This is a genomic window from Fuscibacter oryzae, from assembly GCF_016765795.1.
Taxonomy (GTDB): Bacteria; Pseudomonadota; Alphaproteobacteria; order Rhodobacterales; family Rhodobacteraceae; genus Fuscibacter; species Fuscibacter oryzae.
The window spans coordinates 238164-255557 of sequence record NZ_JAESVP010000001.1 but is presented as its reverse complement, the minus strand read 5'-3'; the positions used below and the strand labels follow the sequence as shown (position 1 = coordinate 255557).

Annotated in this window: 20 protein-coding genes; 15 read left to right on the top strand and 5 right to left on the bottom strand. The window is 64.5% G+C overall.

Features of this window, described 5'->3' with window-relative positions; all coding sequences use genetic code 11:
- Positions 1-10: 10 nt before the first annotated feature.
- The 3 genes from JI744_RS01180 to JI744_RS01170 all read left to right on the top strand — a co-directional run bounded on the left by JI744_RS01180 (position 11) and on the right by JI744_RS01170 (position 2558).
- Positions 11-1522: an aldehyde dehydrogenase (NADP(+)) gene (locus JI744_RS01180; protein ID WP_202657497.1), complete on the top strand. Its 1512-nt coding sequence runs from the start codon at positions 11-13 to the stop codon at positions 1520-1522.
- Positions 1523-1631: 109 nt separating this feature from the next.
- The gene (rpmG, locus tag JI744_RS01175) at positions 1632-1799 is read left to right on the top strand and encodes a 50S ribosomal protein L33 (RefSeq protein WP_096785002.1); all 168 of its coding nucleotides are present in this window, start codon (positions 1632-1634) and stop codon (positions 1797-1799) included.
- Positions 1800-1865: 66 nt separating this feature from the next.
- Positions 1866-2558 (top strand): VIT1/CCC1 transporter family protein, encoded by a 693-nt coding sequence (locus tag JI744_RS01170; protein ID WP_202657496.1) that lies wholly within the window; start codon positions 1866-1868, stop codon positions 2556-2558.
- Positions 2559-2612: 54 nt separating this feature from the next.
- Here JI744_RS01170 and JI744_RS01165 read toward each other — a convergent pair whose 3' ends face one another.
- Together JI744_RS01165 and JI744_RS01160 are read right to left on the bottom strand one after the other, a co-directional pair.
- Positions 2613-3389, bottom strand: a complete 777-nt coding sequence (locus JI744_RS01165; protein WP_202657494.1) for a Bax inhibitor-1/YccA family protein — start codon at positions 3387-3389, stop codon at positions 2613-2615.
- A gap of 119 nt (positions 3390-3508) precedes the next feature.
- Positions 3509-3757 carry a DUF1127 domain-containing protein gene (locus tag JI744_RS01160; protein ID WP_202657493.1) on the bottom strand — a complete coding sequence of 83 codons (249 nt, stop codon included), beginning with the start codon at positions 3755-3757 and terminating at the stop codon, positions 3509-3511.
- 146 nt (positions 3758-3903) lie between these two features.
- On the opposite strand from JI744_RS01160, the gene JI744_RS01155 reads away from it, so the two are divergent.
- Positions 3904-4806, top strand: a complete 903-nt coding sequence (locus JI744_RS01155; RefSeq protein WP_202657492.1) for a LysR family transcriptional regulator — start codon at positions 3904-3906, stop codon at positions 4804-4806.
- A gap of 1 nt (position 4807) precedes the next feature.
- Here JI744_RS01155 and JI744_RS01150 read toward each other — a convergent pair whose 3' ends face one another.
- Positions 4808-5770, bottom strand: coding sequence for an NADPH:quinone oxidoreductase family protein (locus tag JI744_RS01150; RefSeq protein WP_202657491.1), 963 nt, complete (start codon positions 5768-5770; stop codon positions 4808-4810).
- 362 nt (positions 5771-6132) lie between these two features.
- Here JI744_RS01150 and JI744_RS01145 point away from each other — a divergent pair, with 362 nt between their 5' ends.
- The 7 genes from JI744_RS01145 (at position 6133) to JI744_RS01115 (ending at position 12461) form a co-directional block, all read left to right on the top strand.
- Positions 6133-6495, top strand: a complete 363-nt coding sequence (locus tag JI744_RS01145; protein WP_202657490.1) for a helix-turn-helix domain-containing protein — start codon at positions 6133-6135, stop codon at positions 6493-6495.
- A gap of 113 nt (positions 6496-6608) precedes the next feature.
- Positions 6609-7409 carry an inositol monophosphatase family protein gene (locus JI744_RS01140; protein ID WP_202657489.1) on the top strand — a complete coding sequence of 267 codons (801 nt, stop codon included), beginning with the start codon at positions 6609-6611 and terminating at the stop codon, positions 7407-7409.
- A gap of 181 nt (positions 7410-7590) precedes the next feature.
- Entirely contained in the window at positions 7591-8925 is a 1335-nt protein-coding gene (locus tag JI744_RS01135) for an 8-oxoguanine deaminase (protein WP_202657483.1), read from the top strand.
- A gap of 202 nt (positions 8926-9127) precedes the next feature.
- Positions 9128-10300 (top strand): aspartate aminotransferase family protein, encoded by a 1173-nt coding sequence (locus tag JI744_RS01130; RefSeq protein WP_202657481.1) that lies wholly within the window; start codon positions 9128-9130, stop codon positions 10298-10300.
- 132 nt (positions 10301-10432) lie between these two features.
- A complete protein-coding gene (argF, locus tag JI744_RS01125) occupies positions 10433-11359 on the top strand; it encodes an ornithine carbamoyltransferase (protein WP_202657479.1) in 927 nt (308 codons plus the stop codon).
- Positions 11360-11420: 61 nt separating this feature from the next.
- The gene (locus JI744_RS01120) at positions 11421-11909 is read left to right on the top strand and encodes a DUF1993 domain-containing protein (RefSeq protein ID WP_202657478.1); all 489 of its coding nucleotides are present in this window, start codon (positions 11421-11423) and stop codon (positions 11907-11909) included.
- A 3-nt stretch (positions 11910-11912) separates the two neighbouring features.
- Positions 11913-12461: an isochorismatase family protein gene (locus JI744_RS01115; RefSeq protein ID WP_202657477.1), complete on the top strand. Its 549-nt coding sequence runs from the start codon at positions 11913-11915 to the stop codon at positions 12459-12461.
- Positions 12462-12530: 69 nt separating this feature from the next.
- On the opposite strand, the gene JI744_RS01110 is transcribed toward JI744_RS01115, so the two are convergent.
- A complete protein-coding gene (locus JI744_RS01110) occupies positions 12531-13427 on the bottom strand; it encodes a zinc ABC transporter substrate-binding protein (protein ID WP_202657476.1) in 897 nt (298 codons plus the stop codon).
- Positions 13428-13494: 67 nt separating this feature from the next.
- Between JI744_RS01110 and JI744_RS01105 the strand changes: the two genes are divergently transcribed.
- The 4 genes from JI744_RS01105 (at position 13495) to JI744_RS01090 (ending at position 15942) form a co-directional block, all read left to right on the top strand.
- The gene (locus tag JI744_RS01105) at positions 13495-14010 is read left to right on the top strand and encodes a Fur family transcriptional regulator (RefSeq protein ID WP_202657469.1); all 516 of its coding nucleotides are present in this window, start codon (positions 13495-13497) and stop codon (positions 14008-14010) included.
- A complete protein-coding gene (locus JI744_RS01100) occupies positions 14007-14750 on the top strand; it encodes an ATP-binding cassette domain-containing protein (RefSeq protein ID WP_202657468.1) in 744 nt (247 codons plus the stop codon). Before JI744_RS01105 ends, JI744_RS01100 begins: the two co-directional genes overlap by 4 nt.
- Positions 14743-15534: a metal ABC transporter permease gene (locus tag JI744_RS01095; protein WP_202658226.1), complete on the top strand. Its 792-nt coding sequence runs from the start codon at positions 14743-14745 to the stop codon at positions 15532-15534. Before JI744_RS01100 ends, JI744_RS01095 begins: the two co-directional genes overlap by 8 nt.
- Before the next feature lie 84 nt (positions 15535-15618).
- Positions 15619-15942: a hypothetical protein gene (locus tag JI744_RS01090; RefSeq protein ID WP_202657467.1), complete on the top strand. Its 324-nt coding sequence runs from the start codon at positions 15619-15621 to the stop codon at positions 15940-15942.
- A 49-nt stretch (positions 15943-15991) separates the two neighbouring features.
- On the opposite strand, the gene JI744_RS01085 is transcribed toward JI744_RS01090, so the two are convergent.
- A complete protein-coding gene (locus JI744_RS01085; RefSeq protein WP_202657466.1) occupies positions 15992-17392 on the bottom strand; it encodes a PepSY-associated TM helix domain-containing protein in 1401 nt (466 codons plus the stop codon).
- Between the last annotated feature and the right edge of the window lie 2 nt (positions 17393-17394).

Below are 17394 nucleotides of genomic sequence, written 5' to 3'. Positions count from 1 at the left end.
GGACACCACGATGCCAAACGGACACCACCTGATCGCAGGCCACTGGGTCGCGGGCGAAACCACCTTTCAGAACATGCCCGTCACCGGCCCCGCGCGCGACTTCGCCGTCGGCACCGCCGCCCATGTCGATGCCGCCTGCCGCGCTGCGGAAGACGCCTTCCCGATCTACTCCGCCCTGCCGCGAGAGGTGCGCGCCGCCTTCCTCGACCGCATCGCCCATGAGATCGAGGCGCGCGGCCCGGCCATCACCGCCATCGGCACGGTGGAAACCGGCCTGCCCGCCGGGCGGTTGGATGGGGAACGGGGTCGCACCACGGGCCAGTTGCGCCTGTTCGCGGCCCACATCCGCAGCACCAATTTCCTCGATCTGCGCCACGACGCGGCCCAGCCCGACCGTCAGCCCGCGGCCCGCCCCGATATCCGCATGATGCAGCTTGCCATCGGCCCGGTTGGCGTGTTCGGCGCGTCAAACTTCCCGCTGGCCTTCTCGACCGCTGGCGGTGACACCGCTTCGGCCTTGGCCGCTGGTTGCCCCGTGGTGGTCAAGGGCCACCCCGCCCATCCCGGCACCGCCGAGGTGGTGGCCGAGGCCATCGACGCCGCCATCAAGGCCACCGGCATGCACCCCGGCGTGTTCTCGCTGATCCAGTCGCCGGGGCGCGAGGCGGGCGAGGCACTGGTGCAGCATCCGGCGATCAAGGCGGTGGGCTTTACCGGCTCGCTGGGGGCAGGGCGCGCCTTGTTCAACCTGTGCGCGGCGCGTCCCGAACCGATTCCATTCTTCGGCGAACTGGGCAGTGTGAACCCGATGTTCCTGTTGCCCGCCGCCGTGGCCAACCGGGGCGAGGCCATCGCCAAGGGCTGGGCCGGGTCGCTGACCCTGTTTGCTGGCCAGTTCTGCACCAACCCCGGCCTTGCGGTGGTGCTGGCGGGGCCAGAGGGCGATGCCTTCACCGCCGCCGCGCAGACCGCCGTTGCCGCCATCGGTCCGCAGGTCATGCTGACCGAAGGCATCGCCAACAGCTATCGCCGCGGGGCGGACCATGTGGCGGCACAGGCGGGGGTGCGCGAACTCGTCGCCACCACCTGCACCTTGCGCAACGCCTCGCCCTATCTGTTCGAAGTGTCGGGCGAGGATTGGCTGGGCAACCATGTCTTGGCCGAAGAGGTGTTCGGCCCCCTTGGCATCGTGATCCGCGCCCGTGACGCTGCCCAGATGCTGGCCGTCGCACAGGCGCTGGAGGGGCAATTGACCGCCACCCTGCACATGGACGACGCCGATACCGAAGCCGCCCGTGCCCTGCTGCCCACCCTTGCGCGCAAGGCCGGCCGGGTGCTGGCCAACGGCTTTCCCACCGGGGTAGAGGTGGTGGATGCGCAGGTTCATGGCGGGCCATACCCGGCCTCGACCAATTTCGGTGCCACCTCGGTCGGCACGCTGGCCATTCGTCGCTGGCTGCGGCCCGTGGCGTTCCAGAACCTGCCCGAAAGCCTGTTGCCAAAGGAGCTTCAGGGGCTGTAATCCCCTAAAAAACCGCCCGCCCCCTGTTGACTCTGCCGGGGTCATCGGTAAAAGGCGGACTTCAAGAATTCACCCATGGGCTTGGGCCCAGGCCCAAGGAGAGACTGCAATGGCAAAGCCGACGACGATCAAGATCCGTCTGAACTCGACGGCGGGCACAGGCCACTTCTATGTGACCAAGAAGAACGCCCGCACCATGACCGACAAAATGGTCGTGAAGAAATACGATCCCGTAAAGCGGGAGCATGTGGAATACAAGGAAGGCAAGATCAAGTAAGATCTGCCTTGACCTTGGTCCGAAAGCCGCGCCCCTTGGGCGCGGTTTTTCGTTTTGGAGGTCGGAATGGAACGCAACCACCGGGAAGAACATTTCATCGCGCGCGTCGGCTGGCTGCGCGCCGCGGTTCTGGGGGCGAATGATGGCATCGTTTCAACCGCCTCGCTGATCGTCGGGGTTGCGGCAGCCTCTGGCCGGGCCGAGGTTCTGGTGGCGGGTGCGGCGGGGCTGGCCGCCGGGGCCTTGTCGATGGCGGCGGGGGAATATGTGTCGGTGTCGTCGCAGGCCGATACCGAACAGGCCGATATTGCCCGTGAGCGGGCCGAAATCGAGGCCGATCCGGCAGAAGAGTTGCGGGCGCTGGCCGGGATTTACGAAGATCGCGGTGTGCCGCCCGACCTTGCCCGACAAGTGGCCGAGGCGCTGCACGCCAAAGACCCGCTGGCCGCCCATGTGCGTGATGAGCTGGGTATCTCGGCCCATAGCGAGGCCCGGCCGCTGGTGGCCTCTGCCGCGTCTGCCATGACCTTTGCGGTGGGGGCGGCGCTGCCTTTGGCGACGGCGGCGCTGGTGCCTGAGGTACAGATCACGGTTTGGGTCACGGCGCTGTCGCTGGCTTTTCTGGCGCTGCTGGGGGCGGTGGGCGCGCGGGCAGGCGGCGCGCCGGTGGCCCGTGCCGTGCTGCGCGTCACTTTCTGGGGCGCTGTGGCCATGGCAGTTACGGCGGGCGTGGGCAAACTGTTCGGGGCCGTGGTCTGAAATGAAAAGGGCCGGGGAGAACCCCGGCCCGTTCGTCTTTCTGGTCCTGCCCGCTTATTCGCGGTTGTTGCCCATGAATTGCAGCAGGAACATGAACAGGTTGATGAAGTCGAGGTAAAGCTGCAAGGCCCCCATCACCGCCGACTTGCCCAGCCATTCGCGGTCGCCCATGGCGGCGTGCTGGATATAGGTGTTCTTGATATTCTGCGTGTCATAGGCGGTCAGGCCCGCAAACAGCAGCACCCCGATGATCGAGATGGCAAAAGCCAGCGCCGACGAGGCGAGGAAGATGTTAACGATTGAGGCGACGACGATGCCGATTAGCCCCATCATCAGGAACGAGCCAAAGGCCGACAGGTCACGCTTGGTCGTGTAACCATAAAGCGACAGGCCCGCGAAGGCGATTGCGGTCACCAAGAAGGTCTGCGCGATCGAGGTGCCGGTGAACACCAGGAAAATCGACGACAGCGACAGGCCCATGGCGGCCGCATAGACATAGAAAAACAGTTGCGCCGCCGAGGCCGACAGGCGGTTGATCACGGCACCAAAGGCGAAAACCATCACCAGCGGCAGGAACATCACAACCCATTTCAGCGGCGAGGCATAGAGCGCATAGCCAAAGCTGGTCAGATATTCCCCAGCCCCAATCTGCATCCCGGACGAGGGATCAGTGGTCACAGCAAGGCCTGCCACAGCCCAAGCAGCGGCGCCGGTAAGCAGCATCGCCACGGACATCAGGCCATAGACCTTGTTCATATGGGCGCGAAGGCCCGCGTCGATCTGGGCGCTGGCGCCGACGCCTACCGTCCTGATCGTGTCAAACTGTGCCATGAATAGCCTCCGATGTTGCATGTGGCAGGGCTGCGCGGATGGCGCCGCATCGCCTTATGCGGACAATATCGGAACCCTTTGGCCGGATTTCAAGAATTTCCGCTGCAAAATCCGCAGGATCAACGCAGCCAATGGCCCGGCGCATCCCAGATCGGGCGCTGCGCCTCGTGTTGGGCGGCCTCTCGGGTCAGGCCGATGTCTTTCAGCATCGCATCATCCAGCCGCGCAAGGTGCTGGCGCTGGCGGTGCAGGGCAAGCGCAGTCAGCAGGCGGGCCAGCAGGCTTTGCTTGCGGGTGGCATGCGGCGCGGGCTGTGCAAGGGCCGGAGATTGCAGGGCGGTGCAGCAGGTGTTCGCGGGGGCCAGCATGATAAATCCTTTCCTGGTAACATCGGGGGTATCATCGGGTTTCGTAATCTGTGGGCGGGAACCCATCAGAATGCTTGATCCATTTACCCGAATCGTATTCATTCTTGAAATGAATGCTTTTGACGTAACGCATCAGGGAATGTGATATGCCGCGCAATCTGGATATGACGTCGCTGCGGTCTTTCGTGGCCATCGCCGATGCCGGCGGGGTGACACGGGCGGCGGGCTTTCTGAACCTGACGCAATCAGCCGTGTCGATGCAGATCAAGCGGCTGGAAGAGATGCTGGATGTCACCCTGCTGGACCGCAGCGCGCGGCAGGTCGGGCTGACGGCGGCAGGAGAGCAGTTGCTGGGCTATGCCCGCAGGATGCTCGCCCTGAACGACGAGGCCTTTGCCCGCCTGACCCGCGATGAATATGAGGGCGAGGTGGTGCTGGGTGTGCCCCATGACATCGTTTACCCGGCGATTCCGCAGGTGCTGAAGCAGTTCGCGCGCGATTACCCCAAGATGCGGGTGCGGTTGCTGTCCTCGTTCACGCGGGTGCTGAAGGGGCAGTTTGCGCGTGGCGAATGCGATGTGATCCTGACAACCGAGGCCGTGGTCGAGACCGGGGGCGAGACGGTGGCCGAATTGCCGCTGATCTGGGTTGGCGCGCCGGGGGGCGTGGCCTGGCGGCAGCGTCCCCTGCGGCTGGCTTACGAGCAGCACTGCATTTTCCGGCAGGGCGTGCAGGCGGCGCTGGATCTGGCGGGCATCCCCTGGCAGATGGCGGTGGAAAGCGACAGCACCCGCACGGTCGAAGCCTCGGTCAGCGCCGATCTGGCGGTGCATACTGTGCTGGCCGGGTCAGAGCCGCCCTATGTCGAACGCATCGCCCATGGCGGCACCTTGCCGGAACTGGCGCGGATGAAGGTCAACCTTTACGCGGCAACGCCCGCCCATTCGCCCGCCGTCACTGCGCTGGCCGAAATGCTGCGCCGCGCCTATGCACAGCGCCCCGGTGGCAAGCCGGTGGTGAACGAGCGGGCCGAGCTGCGCGTGGTTTAGGCTAGCTGCGGGTGATCACCACCTTGCCGGTCGATTTGCGGGCCGCCAGTAGGTCCAGCGCCTGTGGCACCTGATCGAACGGTAGGCTGTGGCTGACATGGGGGCGCAGGCCACCCGCTGCATACCACGCGAGCAACTGGCGCAGGCTGGCATCCTGCACGTCGGGTGCGAAATTCAGATAGCCGCCCCACCACAGGCCCATGACGCTGATGTTCTTGACCAGCAGGTGGTTCGCCCTGATTTGAGGCGGCGTGCCCCCGGCAAATCCGATGGTCAGGAACCGCCCCTCTGGCCGCAGGGCAGAGAGGGCCGCCTCGCCCATCTCGCCGCCGATGGTGTCATAGACCACATCAACGCCGCCCAGCGCCTTGAAGGCGGCTTTCAGGTCGGGGGTGTCGTTGTCGATCAGGATTGTGGCCCCTGCGGCCTGCGCGACGGCCAATTTCTCTGCGCCGCGCGCGCAGGCGATCACCTCGGCCCCCATCCTTGCGCCAATCTCGACCGCGGTCAGCCCGACGCCCCCGGCGGCGCCCAGCACCAGCAGACGTTCCCCCGGTTGCAGGCGGGCCTTGTGGTCCAGCGCCAGATGAGAGGTGCCATAGGCGATGGGAAATGCCGCCGCATGATCGAAGGGCATCGTATCGGGAATGGGCAGTAGCCGGTCGGCCGGGGCGCAGACCCATTCGGCCAGCGCGCCCTGTCCCACATAGGCCAGCACCCGGCTGCCTGGCGCGGGGCCAAGGGTGCCGGGGCCAAGGCTTTCGACGGTTCCGGCCATTTCCATCCCCGGTACATAGGGCAGGGCGGGCTTTACCTGATATTTGCCGTCGCGCATCAGAAGGTCGGCAAAGTTCAGGCCGACCGCTTCAACCCGGACGAGAGCTTGTCCCGCAGCCGGTTGTGGCGTTGTCGTTTGCGCCAGAAACGGGCCTTCGCCCAGATGTTCGATCTGCCAGATGCGCATTCGGTTCCTCATTTTCCTGTTCCAAAGGTGCCGAATACAAGAGGTTTGGCAAGTCTTGGCCGAGAGATTTGCAAAATGCGCAAATCATCGCCGAAAATCTTTGCATTTTGCATCGCAAAACGGATTACCCGCATAACGGGAATTTGTGTTGCCCGACGAAATCCTAGCGAGACAACCTCACCTCAGTCGGGTTTTCTTCTTCACTTGTATAATAGGACATATCCAAAAAGACAGGTTTGCAGGCATCCGAAAAGGAAATGCAGATTCGTTAGGCTTGTGCGAGATTTGGCAAGAAAATTGCTTACTAGAAAGCACAGGCCGCGTCGTTTGTGGTTCTGAGTAACCCTGTATTGGAGAGAGTAATGAAGCACCCTGTTGATGCCCATGTTGGTAAGCGCGTTCGTCATCGTCGCTGGATGATTGGCATGACCCAACAGCAACTGGCTGACAAGGTTGGGATCAAGTTTCAACAAATCCAAAAATACGAAACCGGCATGAACCGGGTAAGCGCCTCTCGTCTTTGGGACATTGCCGATGCCATGGGCGTGACCATTGCCTTCTTTTTCGAAGGTCTGTCCGAAGGTGCTGCCGACCTGACCCACGCCACCGGCGATCTGATGGCCGACAAGGAAGCGCTGGAACTGGTGCGGTCCTACTATTCGATCCCCGAGGCGCAGCGCCGTCGCCTGTTTGATCTGGCGCGCGTTCTTTCTGACGCAGCCTGAAAGTCTGACGGTCTGAAAGACTGACTGACGGGCCGTTTGGCTTGACCCGAATCCCCCGTGCCGATAGCCCGGCACGGGGGCTTCTTTTTGTCACGGCTCCGTTGGGGGCTGGTATGACGAAGCTGAATGACCAAGAGATTTCCGACATCATCGCCACGGCGCATGAGCTGGCCGATGCCGCGCGGGTGGCAACGCTTGCGCATTTCCGTCAGCCGGGGCTGGATGCCGATTCCAAGGAAACCGTGCGGTTTGATCCGGTTACCGTCGCTGACCGTCTGTCGGAACAACGCATGCGCGAGATACTGGCCCGCCGCCGCCCTCAGGATGCGATTCTGGGCGAAGAGTTTGGCCGGACCGAGGGCACATCGGGCCTGACCTGGGTGCTGGACCCGATTGACGGCACGCGCGGTTATTTGTCGGGCACGCCGACCTGGGGGGTGCTGATCTCGATCCGCGACGCGGGCGGGCCGATCTATGGCATCATCGACCAGCCCTATATTGGTGAGCGGTTCGAGGGCGGTTTTGGCCGGGCCCAAGTGAACGGCCCGATGGGCAAGGGCGTGCTGAAGGCCCGTGGCGCCCGCCCGCTGTCGCAGGCGATCCTGTTCACCACCTTTCCCGAAGTGGGCGCGCCTGACGAGGGCGCGGCCTTCCGCCGTGTCGCGCCCAAGGCCAAGCTGGTGCGCTATGGTATGGATTGCTATGCCTATGCCCTGATCGCTGCGGGCCAGATCGATCTGGTGATTGAGGCGGGTTTGCAGGCCTATGACGTGCAGGCCCCGATTGCGGTGATCGAGGCGGCTGGCGGGATTGTTACTGACTGGCACGGGCGGCCCTGCCACGATGGTGGCCGGGTTCTGGCGGCTGCCAACCGGGAAATCCATGCCGAGGCGCTGGCGCTGCTGAACACCTGACAGCGCTTGTGGACAGGCGGGGGGCCGTCTGCCCCCCGAGACCCCCCGAGAGTATTTCCAGAAGGGCAAAGGGTTTGATCCGGCGCTTCTTTTGGCTATTCTTGGCCTGCCGGAGCCGAGTCCTTCCCCCTTCTGTCGCCCGGTCGTTCCCGTTTGCCGAAGGGGCAGCAAGGGAACAGCCATGCCTGAAATTCTGATCAAGAACGCCACCGTGGTGACGATGGATGCCACCCGCCGCGAGTTTGTGGGCGATGTGCTGCTGCGCGGCGGGGTGATTGCAGCCGTGGGGCAGGGGCTGGTGGCGCAGAGGGCCGAGGTGGTCGATGCCACGGGTTGCGTGGTGACGCCGGGTTTGGTGAACACCCATCATCACCTTTATCAGACGCTGACTCGCGCGGTGCCGGGCGGGCAGGATGCGCTGCTGTTTGGCTGGCTGAAGACGCTCTACCCGATCTGGGCGCGGTTCGGACCCGAGGAGATGTTTGTATCGGCGCAGATCGGTTTGGCCGAACTGGCGCTATCGGGTTGCACGATGACCTCGGACCACCTGTATCTTTACCCGAACGGTTCAAGGCTGGACGATACCATCGCGGCGGCGGCCGAGGTTGGACTGAGGTTTCACCCCACGCGGGGCGCGATGAGCATTGGGGAAAGTGCGGGCGGGTTGCCGCCGGATTCGCTGGTGGAGCGGGAGGCGGCGATCCTTGACGACATGATCCGCGTCGTCGATGCCCACCACGACCCGAAAGAGGGGGCGATGGTGCGCGTGGGCCTTGCGCCCTGTTCGCCATTTTCGGTCAGCCGCGACCTGATGCGCGAGGCGGCGCTGCTGGGGCGCGACAAGGGCGTGATGCTGCACACCCATCTGGCCGAGAATGAAGAGGATATCGCCTATTCCCTTGCCAAGTTCGGCTGCCGCCCCGGGCAATATGCCGAAGACCTCGGTTGGACGGGCGATGACGTGTGGCACGCCCATTGCGTCAAACTGGATGTGGGCGAGATCAGCCTTTTCGCCCGCACCGGCACCGGCGTGGCGCATTGCCCCTGTTCCAACTGCCGCCTTGGGTCGGGCATCGCCCCGGTGCGGGCCATGCGGGATGCAGGGGTAAAGGTGGCGCTGGGCGTCGACGGGTCGGCCAGCAATGACGCCGGCAATCTGGTGGCCGAGGCGCGGATGGCCATGCTGTTGCAACGGGTCGCGCGCGGCGCTGACGCAATGAGCGCGCGTGAGGCGCTGGAGATTGCCACACTTGGCGGCGCGCAGGTGCTGGGCCGCAGCGATCTGGGCAGTATCGAATCCGGCAAGCGGGCGGATCTGGCGATCTGGGATATGCGGGGGATTGAGGCTGCAGGCGCATGGGATGCGGTGGCCGCCCTGATGCTGTGTGGCCCGACCCGCGTGCGCGATCTGTTCGTGGAAGGCAGGCAGGTGGTGCGCGCCGGGCATCTGGCCACGCTCGATCTGCCGCATGTGATCGAACGGCAGAACCGCCTTGCCGCCCGGCTGATGCAATAAACCCCCATCGCAATAAACCATTGGACAGGGCGGCCCGCCCGCGCTATCCGGGCGGAATGATCAACGCGGTGACCCTGTTTATCCGACGCCGACGCGCCTGACAGCGCGCTGATCACCCGTGGCCGCCTGCCACACCCCCATCCATTGTTGACCTTTCGCCCCGGCCTTGGCACTCCTTGGCCTTCACTACGGGAGCTTCCGCATGATTTCCGCCGTCCTGCCGACCTATAACCGCGCGCCCATGGCCTTTACCCATGGCAAGGGCTGCTGGCTGACCGCCGAGGATGGCACGCGATATCTTGACCTTGGGTCGGGCATCGCGGTGAACGCGCTGGGCCATTGCCCGCCCGAACTGGTCGAGACGATCACCGAACAGGCGCAAAAACTGTGGCATGTGTCGAACGTCTACCGCATCCCGGAACAAGAGCATCTGGCCGACCTGCTGGTCGAGAACACCTTTGCCGATACGGCGTTCTTCACCAACTCGGGCACTGAGGCGGCGGAACTGGCGATCAAGATGGCGCGCAAGTATCACTATGATCTAGGCACCCCGCGTGAAGAAATCATCGCTTTTGACGGTGCCTTCCATGGCCGGTCCACCGGCGCCATCGCCGCTGCCGGATCGGAAAAGATGACCAAGGGCTATGGCCCCCTTATGCCCGGCTTCAAACAGCTTCCCTTTGGCGATCACGAGGCGCTGAAGACTGCGATCAGCGACAAGACCTGCGCTGTCATCATCGAACCCATTCAGGGCGAGGGCGGCATCCGCACCATGCCCGACGCCTGCCTGAAAGGCCTGCGCGATCTGTGCGACCAGCACGGCGCGCTGCTGATCTTTGACGAGGTGCAATGCGGCATGGGCCGCACCGGGCGCCTGTTCGCCCATGAATGGGCGGGGGTCGCGCCCGACATCATGATGGTCGCCAAGGGCATTGGCGGCGGCTTTCCCCTAGGCGCGGTGCTGGCAACCGAAAAGGCCGCCAAGGGCATGACCGCAGGCACCCACGGCTCCACTTATGGCGGCAACCCCCTTGGCTGCGCCGTGGGGGCAAAGGTGGTCGAGATTATCACCGACCCGGCCTTCCTGTCGGAAGTGAACCGCAAGGCCGCCCTGTTCCGGCAAGGTCTGGAAGGTCTGGTCGCCGCCCATCCCAAGGTCTTTGACTCCGTGCGCGGGCAGGGCCTGATGCTGGGCCTGAAATGCGTCGCCCCCAACACCGATGTGGTCAAGGCGGGCTATGGCCAGAACCTTCTTACCGTTGCCGCCTCGGACAACGTGATCCGCCTTCTGCCCGCATTGAATATCCCCGATGTGGATATTGCCGAGGCGCTGAAACGGCTGGACGCCACCGCCACGGCGGTTGAGGCCCCATGACAGCCGCGACCGAAACCCAGCATCGCAGCCGACGAAGAGAGAGGGCGGACCGCATATTTCCCCTTCTCTAAATATCCTCGGGGGTCCGGGGGCAGACAGCCCCCGGCGCTACCCACACGAAAGACCATTCCGATGAAGCACTTCCTTGATATCCACAAGACTGACGCCGCCGAGTTGCGGGCCATGATCGACAGCGCCCATGCGATGAAAACCGCGCGCAACGGTCGCCCAAAGGGAACGCCTGATGACGACCAGCCGTTGGCGGGGCGCATGGTGGCGCTGATCTTCGAAAAGCCCTCTACCCGCACCCGCGTGTCGTTTGATGTCGGCGTGCGCCAGTTGGGCGGGCAGACCATGGTGCTGTCGGGCAAGGAAATGCAGCTTGGCCACGGCGAGACGATTGCCGATACCGCCCGCGTGCTGTCGCGCTATGTCGATCTGATCATGATCCGCACGTTCGAGGAACAGACCCTGCTGGAAATGGCCGAACATGCCACCGTGCCGGTGATCAACGGCCTGACCAACCGCACCCATCCCTGCCAGATCATGGCCGATGTGATGACCTATGAAGAACACCGCGGCCCGATTGCCGGGAAAAAGGTGGTCTGGGCGGGTGACGGCAACAATGTCGCCGCCAGCTTCCTGCATGCTGCCGGGCAGTTCGGCTTCGACTTTACCTTCACCGGCCCACAAACCCTTGACCCAGAGCCGGAGTTCGTTGGCTTTGCCCGCGAAAAGGGCAGCAAGGTGCTGATCGAGCGTGATCCGTTCAAGGCTGTCGCGGGTGCCGATCTGGTCGTCACCGATACCTGGGTGTCGATGCACGACCCGGAATCCGCCAAGGAACGCCGCCACAATCAGCTGCGCCCCTATCAGGTGAATGAGGCGCTGATGGCGGCCGCCAACCCCGACAGCCTGTTCATGCACTGCCTGCCCGCGCACCGGAATGACGAGGCGACCAGCGCTGTGATGGATGGTCCGCATTCTGTGATCTTTGATGAGGCCGAAAACCGCCTGCACGCGCAAAAGGCCGTGATGCGCTGGTGCCTAGGGGTGTGACCGCTCTTGCAGGTTGGCGGCATCAGGTGCTTGATGCCGTCAACCAACTGAGAGGTCCGCGATGCAATCGCCCGTTCCGTATTTCGTCCATTCCCTGACCGCACTGTCCAAGATCATCGACAAGGCAGAGGCTTTTGCCGAGGCAAAGAGGCTGAAGCCAGAGGTCATTCCGCAGTTGCGGTTGATCGCCGACATGTTCCCTTTTGCGCGGCAGGTGATGATCGCGACCGATCACGCCAAGGGTGCGTCGGCCCGGCTGTCGGGTACGGAAAACCCGTCTTTCCCGGATACGGAAACCACGCTGGCAGAGTTGAAGGAACGTATCGCCAAGACCATCGCCTTCATCCAGACCATTCCCGATGCGGCGTTCGAGGGGGCAGAGGCGAAAATCATCGCCATCAAGGCTGGTCCGCGCGAGCTGTCGTTCCCCGGCGCGCAATACCTGCACGGCTATGCCGTTCCAAACTTCTACTTCCACATGGGCACGGCCTATAACATCCTGCGGTCAAACGGGGTCGAGGTGGGCAAGGTCGATTTTCTGGGCGGCTGACCCATGGCGGCGCTGGTGGTGATCGACGTGCAGCGGGCCTTTGTTGCGCGGCGCGACCGGGGCAACCCTTGGGCCAATCCGGGGGCAGAGGTGGCGATTGCCGCCCTGCTGGCCGCCTTTCGCAAGCGGCGGCTGCCGGTGATCCATGTGCATCACCACGGCACCGACCCTGAGGATGATTTCCACCGCGACGCGCCGGGGGCGCAGGTGATGGTCTGTGCGGCGCCCGCGCCGGGCGAGGCCGTTGTGATCAAGCAGGGATCGTCCGCTTTCATCGGCACCGATCTGGCCGAGCGGTTGGCGGGCTTGGGCAATCCGCCTTTGGTCATCGCGGGTGGGGCTGCGAATTATTGCGTGAACTCCAGCGCGCGGATGGCTGGCAATCTGGGGTATCAAGTCACCGTGGCCTCTGACGCGCTGATCAACTTTGGTCAGCGTCTGGGTGACGGGCGGGTGATGCCCGCCGCCGATGTGCTGGCGCTGACGCTGGCCGACCTGGATGGAGAGTTTGGCCGGGTCGAGACCAGCGGCAACATCATCGCGCGGCTGTAAGCCGCAGTTTCGGGGTCGGTGCCCCCCTTGGCCCATGCAGAGGGGGGAAGGGGGGACGGCTTGCCGGGTTCAGTGATTGAGACAGTCGGCCAGCGTGCTGGCGATGCCTTTCAGGATCGCCGCATAGGCATCGGGGCCAGGGTCATAGCTGGACCCCACCGGGTCAAGCGCACCGCCAAGGGTTGCGCCGGTGCCTTCGGTCAGCACACGCAGCAGGGCCGGGTCGTGCTGCGCCTCGGGGAACAGGCAGGTGATGTGATCGGCGGTCACCTGCGCTTGCAATTCCGCCACCCGTGCAGCCCCCGGTGCCGCTGCATCGCCAAGGGCCAGCGAGGGCGCAGGATTCAGCCCGTAATGCGCGGTGAAATAGCCATAGGCGGCGTGAAAGGTGACGAAGGGCTTGTCCTTGACCGGGGCAAGGCTGGCCGTCACCTCGGCATCCAGCGCGGTCAGCCGGGCGCGGGCGGTATCGGCATTAGCGGCATAGGTGGCGGCGTTTTCGGGGTCCAGCCGCGCCAGATCGGCGGCGATCAGCCGCAGCCAGACGGCAGCATTGCCGGGGTCAAGCCAGGCATGGGGGTTGATGGCACCGTGGACATGACCGTCGCCTTCCGCCTCGTCATCCTCACCCGGCGCATAGTCGCGGGTCTGGGTGCCGGGTGCCTCCAAAAGCGCCAGTTGCGCGGCGGGTGATCCTTGCAGCGCCCGGTCCAGCCATGGGGTCAGTTCCGGCCCGATCCAGACCACAAGGCCCGCGTCGGCGATATCGCCCATCTGGCTGGGGCGCAGGGCAAAGTCATGTTCATCAGCCCCTTTGGCCAGCAACAGCACTGGCTGACCCAGATCGCCCATCACCTGCGCCACCAGCGCGTGAACCGGCGGAATGTCGGTCACGACATGCGGCACCTTGGCCCAAAGGGGCAGGGGCAGCACGGTGGCAAGTGCCAAAGCTATGGTATAACGCATCATGACCTCTTTCGCGGCGATGGCGAAAGGGATATATTGTGATAGTATAACATTGCAAGAGGCAATCATGGCCCACCTGCACGATGCGTCCTGTCCCGGCTGCCAAGCCCCCGATCTGGCCTTTGCCCGCCATGACCATGCCCATTGCGCAACCGATGCGCTTGCCCGCGCCGATGCCCTATGCGCCGAGCGCAAGCAGCGCCTGACGCCGGTGCGCCGCCGGGTGCTGGAGATCTTGCTCGAATCCCACCGCGCGCTGGGGGCCTATGATGTGCTGACGCGGCTCTCGGCCGAGGGCTATGGCAACCAGCCGCCCGTGGCCTATCGCGCGCTGGATTTCCTTGAGGAGCAAGGGCTTGCCCACCGCATCCGCCGCCTGAACGCCTTTACCGCCTGCATGCACCCCGGCGAGGCGCATTCCCCCGCCTTTCTGATTTGCCGTGCCTGCGACAAGGTGGCCGAGGCCCCGGCAGAGCCGATCCGCACCGCGCTGACCGAGGCCGCTGCTGCCGTTGGTTTTACGGTCGAGGGATCGAACATCGAGGCTGTCGGCCTATGCCCCGCCTGCGCGGAGGCAGCATGAGCCTGATTGCCGCCGATACCCTGTGCGTGCGCTTTGGTGCGACCGAGGTGCTGCATGACATCACGCTGGCGATCCAGCCGGGCGAGATCGTGACGATTCTTGGTCCTAACGGGTCAGGCAAATCCACGCTGCTGCGGGCGCTGTTGGGGATTGTGCCACCCTGGCAGGGGCGGGTGATCCGCGCCGAAGGGCTGCGCATCGGCTATGTGCCGCAAAAGCTGGCGGTGGACCGGGCGATGCCGATGACGGCGCGGCGCTTTTTGTCGCTGCCAAGGCGGGTGGATGATGCGGCGGCAGACGCGGCGCTGGCCCGTGTGGGGCTGGAGGGCTTGGGCGGGCGGCAGATGGCGGCGCTGTCGGGTGGACAGTTCCAGCGGCTGCTTTTGGCGCGGGCCTTGCTGACCGATCCGCAGATTCTGGTGCTGGACGAGCCGACGCAGGGGCTGGACCAACCCGGCGAGGCGGCCTTCTACCGCCTGATCGAAGAGGTGCGGCGTGATACCGGGGCAGCGGTGCTGATGGTCAGCCATGATCTGCATGTGGTCATGGCGGCATCGGACCGGGTGATCTGCCTGAACCACCATATCTGCTGTGAAGGGGCGCCGCGCGTGGTGTCGAACGCGCCAGAATACCGCGCCCTGTTCGGGCTTGGTACCCAAGGGGCGCTGGCGCTGTATCAACACGCGCATGACCACAGCCACGACCATTCCCACGATCATCACGGCCACGACCATGTTTGACGATTTCCTGATCCGCGCCGCCTTTGCCGGGGTTGGCCTGTCGCTGGCCACCGGCCCCCTGGGCAGCTTTGTCGTCTGGCGGCGGATGGCCTATTTCGGCGATGCCACCTCTCATGCTGCGATTCTGGGCGTGGCGCTGGCGCTGGCGTTCAACCTGCCGGTTTCGGTGGGCACGCTGGGCGTGGCGCTGGCGATGGCGCTGGTGGTGTCCACGCTGGCGGCCAGGGGCTGGGCGATGGATACCACGCTGGGGGTGATGGCGCATTCGGCGCTGGCCTTTGGGCTGGTGGCAATTTCCTTTGTGCCGGGGGTGCGCAGCGATCTGCAAAGCTGGCTGTTCGGCGATATTCTGGCGGTGACCAAGGGCGATCTGGCCTTCATCTGGGGCGGGGCGGTGCTGGTTCTGGCGCTGATGGTCTGGCGCTGGCAGGCGCTGTTGACGGCGACGGTGAACGAAGATCTGGCCCATGCCAGCGGCCTGAACTCCGACCGAGAGCGGCTGGTGCTGACGCTGGCGCTGGCCGTGGTGGTGGCCGTGGCGCTGAAGGTGGTGGGCGCGCTGCTGATCGCCGCGATGCTGATCATCCCTGCCGCCGCCGCCCGTGCGCTGGCCCGCACGCCCGAAGGCATGGCGGGGCTGGCCATCGGCGTGGGTGCCGCCTCCAGCCTTGGCGGATTGGCGCTGGCCATGGCGCAGGATACGCCCGCTGGTCCGTCGATCGTGGCGGTGGCGGCGGTGATCTTTGCGCTGGCGGTGGCGTTGGGGCGGCTGCGGCCCGGCTGACGGCCCGATAATGCACGCTTGTTGCCGGAATGTCGCCCGTATTGGCCGCTAGGCCGGGCGGGCGCTGGGGTGCAGGAGATGGCAATGAACAAGGGATTGTTTGGCTTCGGGACGATCTGTCTGATTGCCGTGGGCGGAGTGGATTATGCCAACCAGAGCAGACATACGGGGCAGGGCCTTGGGCAAATGACGCCCGCCAGCTATTTTGCCACCATCACCGGCAGGATGGGCGTCGGCGCGAGGACGGCCGTCGAAACCCCGGAGCCTGCGGCCATGCCGGTCCCGACAGCCGCCGCCGATACGCCGCAGCCAAGTATTGCCAAAAAGCCAGATCTGCCCGCCGTTCGCAGTATGACCGAAGGGTGCCAGACCAAGGCGGGCACCAAGTTCTGTTCATCGGGCAACTGACGCCCGAAAGGGGGCGGGGCGGGCAATGTACCAGCCCTGCGCTTATACGCTATGACAGCGCGCGTTTCAGGAAGGGGATGGGGGACAGGAGCACCACGTCCAGCACCAGAATCGCCAGCAGGGTCAGGCCCAGAACCGGGAAGGCCAGCGACAGGGCCAGCGTAATCAGCACCACACCCTTGGCCAAGGGCACGTCGGCAGGAACTGGAGGAGCTGCCAGGCGCAGTGCGCCATCGGGGCGGCGTTTCCACCACATCACCAGACCCGACAGGCTGACGCCCCAGATCGAGGCGCAGAACGCCCAGTTCAGCGCGACATTCCACCAACCCAACTGCCCTTCGTGCAAGGCGATGCCCACGGCCATCGCCTTGCCACCCAAAGGGTAATCGGCAAAACGGACATCGGCCAGAATCTTGCCGCTATAACGGTCGATATGCACGGTGCGGTCGGCGGTGGGGTTGGGGCTGTCATAGCTCATGGAATCGCGGGAAAGGGTCCAGACGCCGGTGTCATCGGCGGGGGCCGCCACCTGCACTCGCGCGGTGAATCCCAGGGCGCGGGCCCCTGCAACGGCGGTTTCAAAGGTCACGGGCGTGCCCTCGGGCAGCAATTGTACGCCGGTCTGGCTGCCGCTTTCGGGCAAGGGGGCCAGTTCCAGCACCCATGGCACCTCTTTCAGCGCGGTGTCATTCAGGCTGGCATGGGTCTTGTCTGACAGGGGTGCGCCCCATTTTTCGGCGGGAAAGCTGCTCCAGGCCTGCACGAACTTGCCGCCCCAGATCCCCGCCCAAGCCAGGCCCGAGATCAGGAAGAACACCAGAAAAATCGCGATCCATGACCCAAGCGACTGATGCAGCGATTTCCAGAAGGCGCGGCCCTTGGCGGCAAGGTTGGGAATGAATACGGCCGAAAGCTTGCCGCCGTTCCGGGGCCATACCAGATAAATGCCGGTGACAATCAGCAGCAGGCCAAGGCTTGCCGCCGCCTCGATCAGAAAATCACCCAGGCCACCATCCGGCCCCAGAAACAGGGTGCCATGCAGGTCGGTCAGCCATTCGTTCCAGGTGCCTGCCTTGGGACGGTCGGACAGGACGGTGCCGGTATAGGGATCAACCGCCACCATCCGCGCGCCTGTCGTCGCGGTGATTTGCACCAGCGCAGGGGTGGTCGCATCAATTGGGGTGATATAGGCGGTTGCCGCCCCGTCGGGGTGGTTTGTCAGCGCGGCATCAATCTGTTGCGTGACGGTAAGCGCCACCCCGTTGACAGCGACGGGCAGCCGGTCTCCGTATTCGGGGGCGACGGCCGTGAACCAGATGATCAGCGCGCCCGTAAGCGACAGCATCAAAAGGAAGGGGATAACGTAAAGCCCGGCATAGAAATGCCAGCGCCAGACGGCAAAATACAGCTTTTGGGCACGGGCTGGCCCATTGGTTTCGACGGATGCCATCG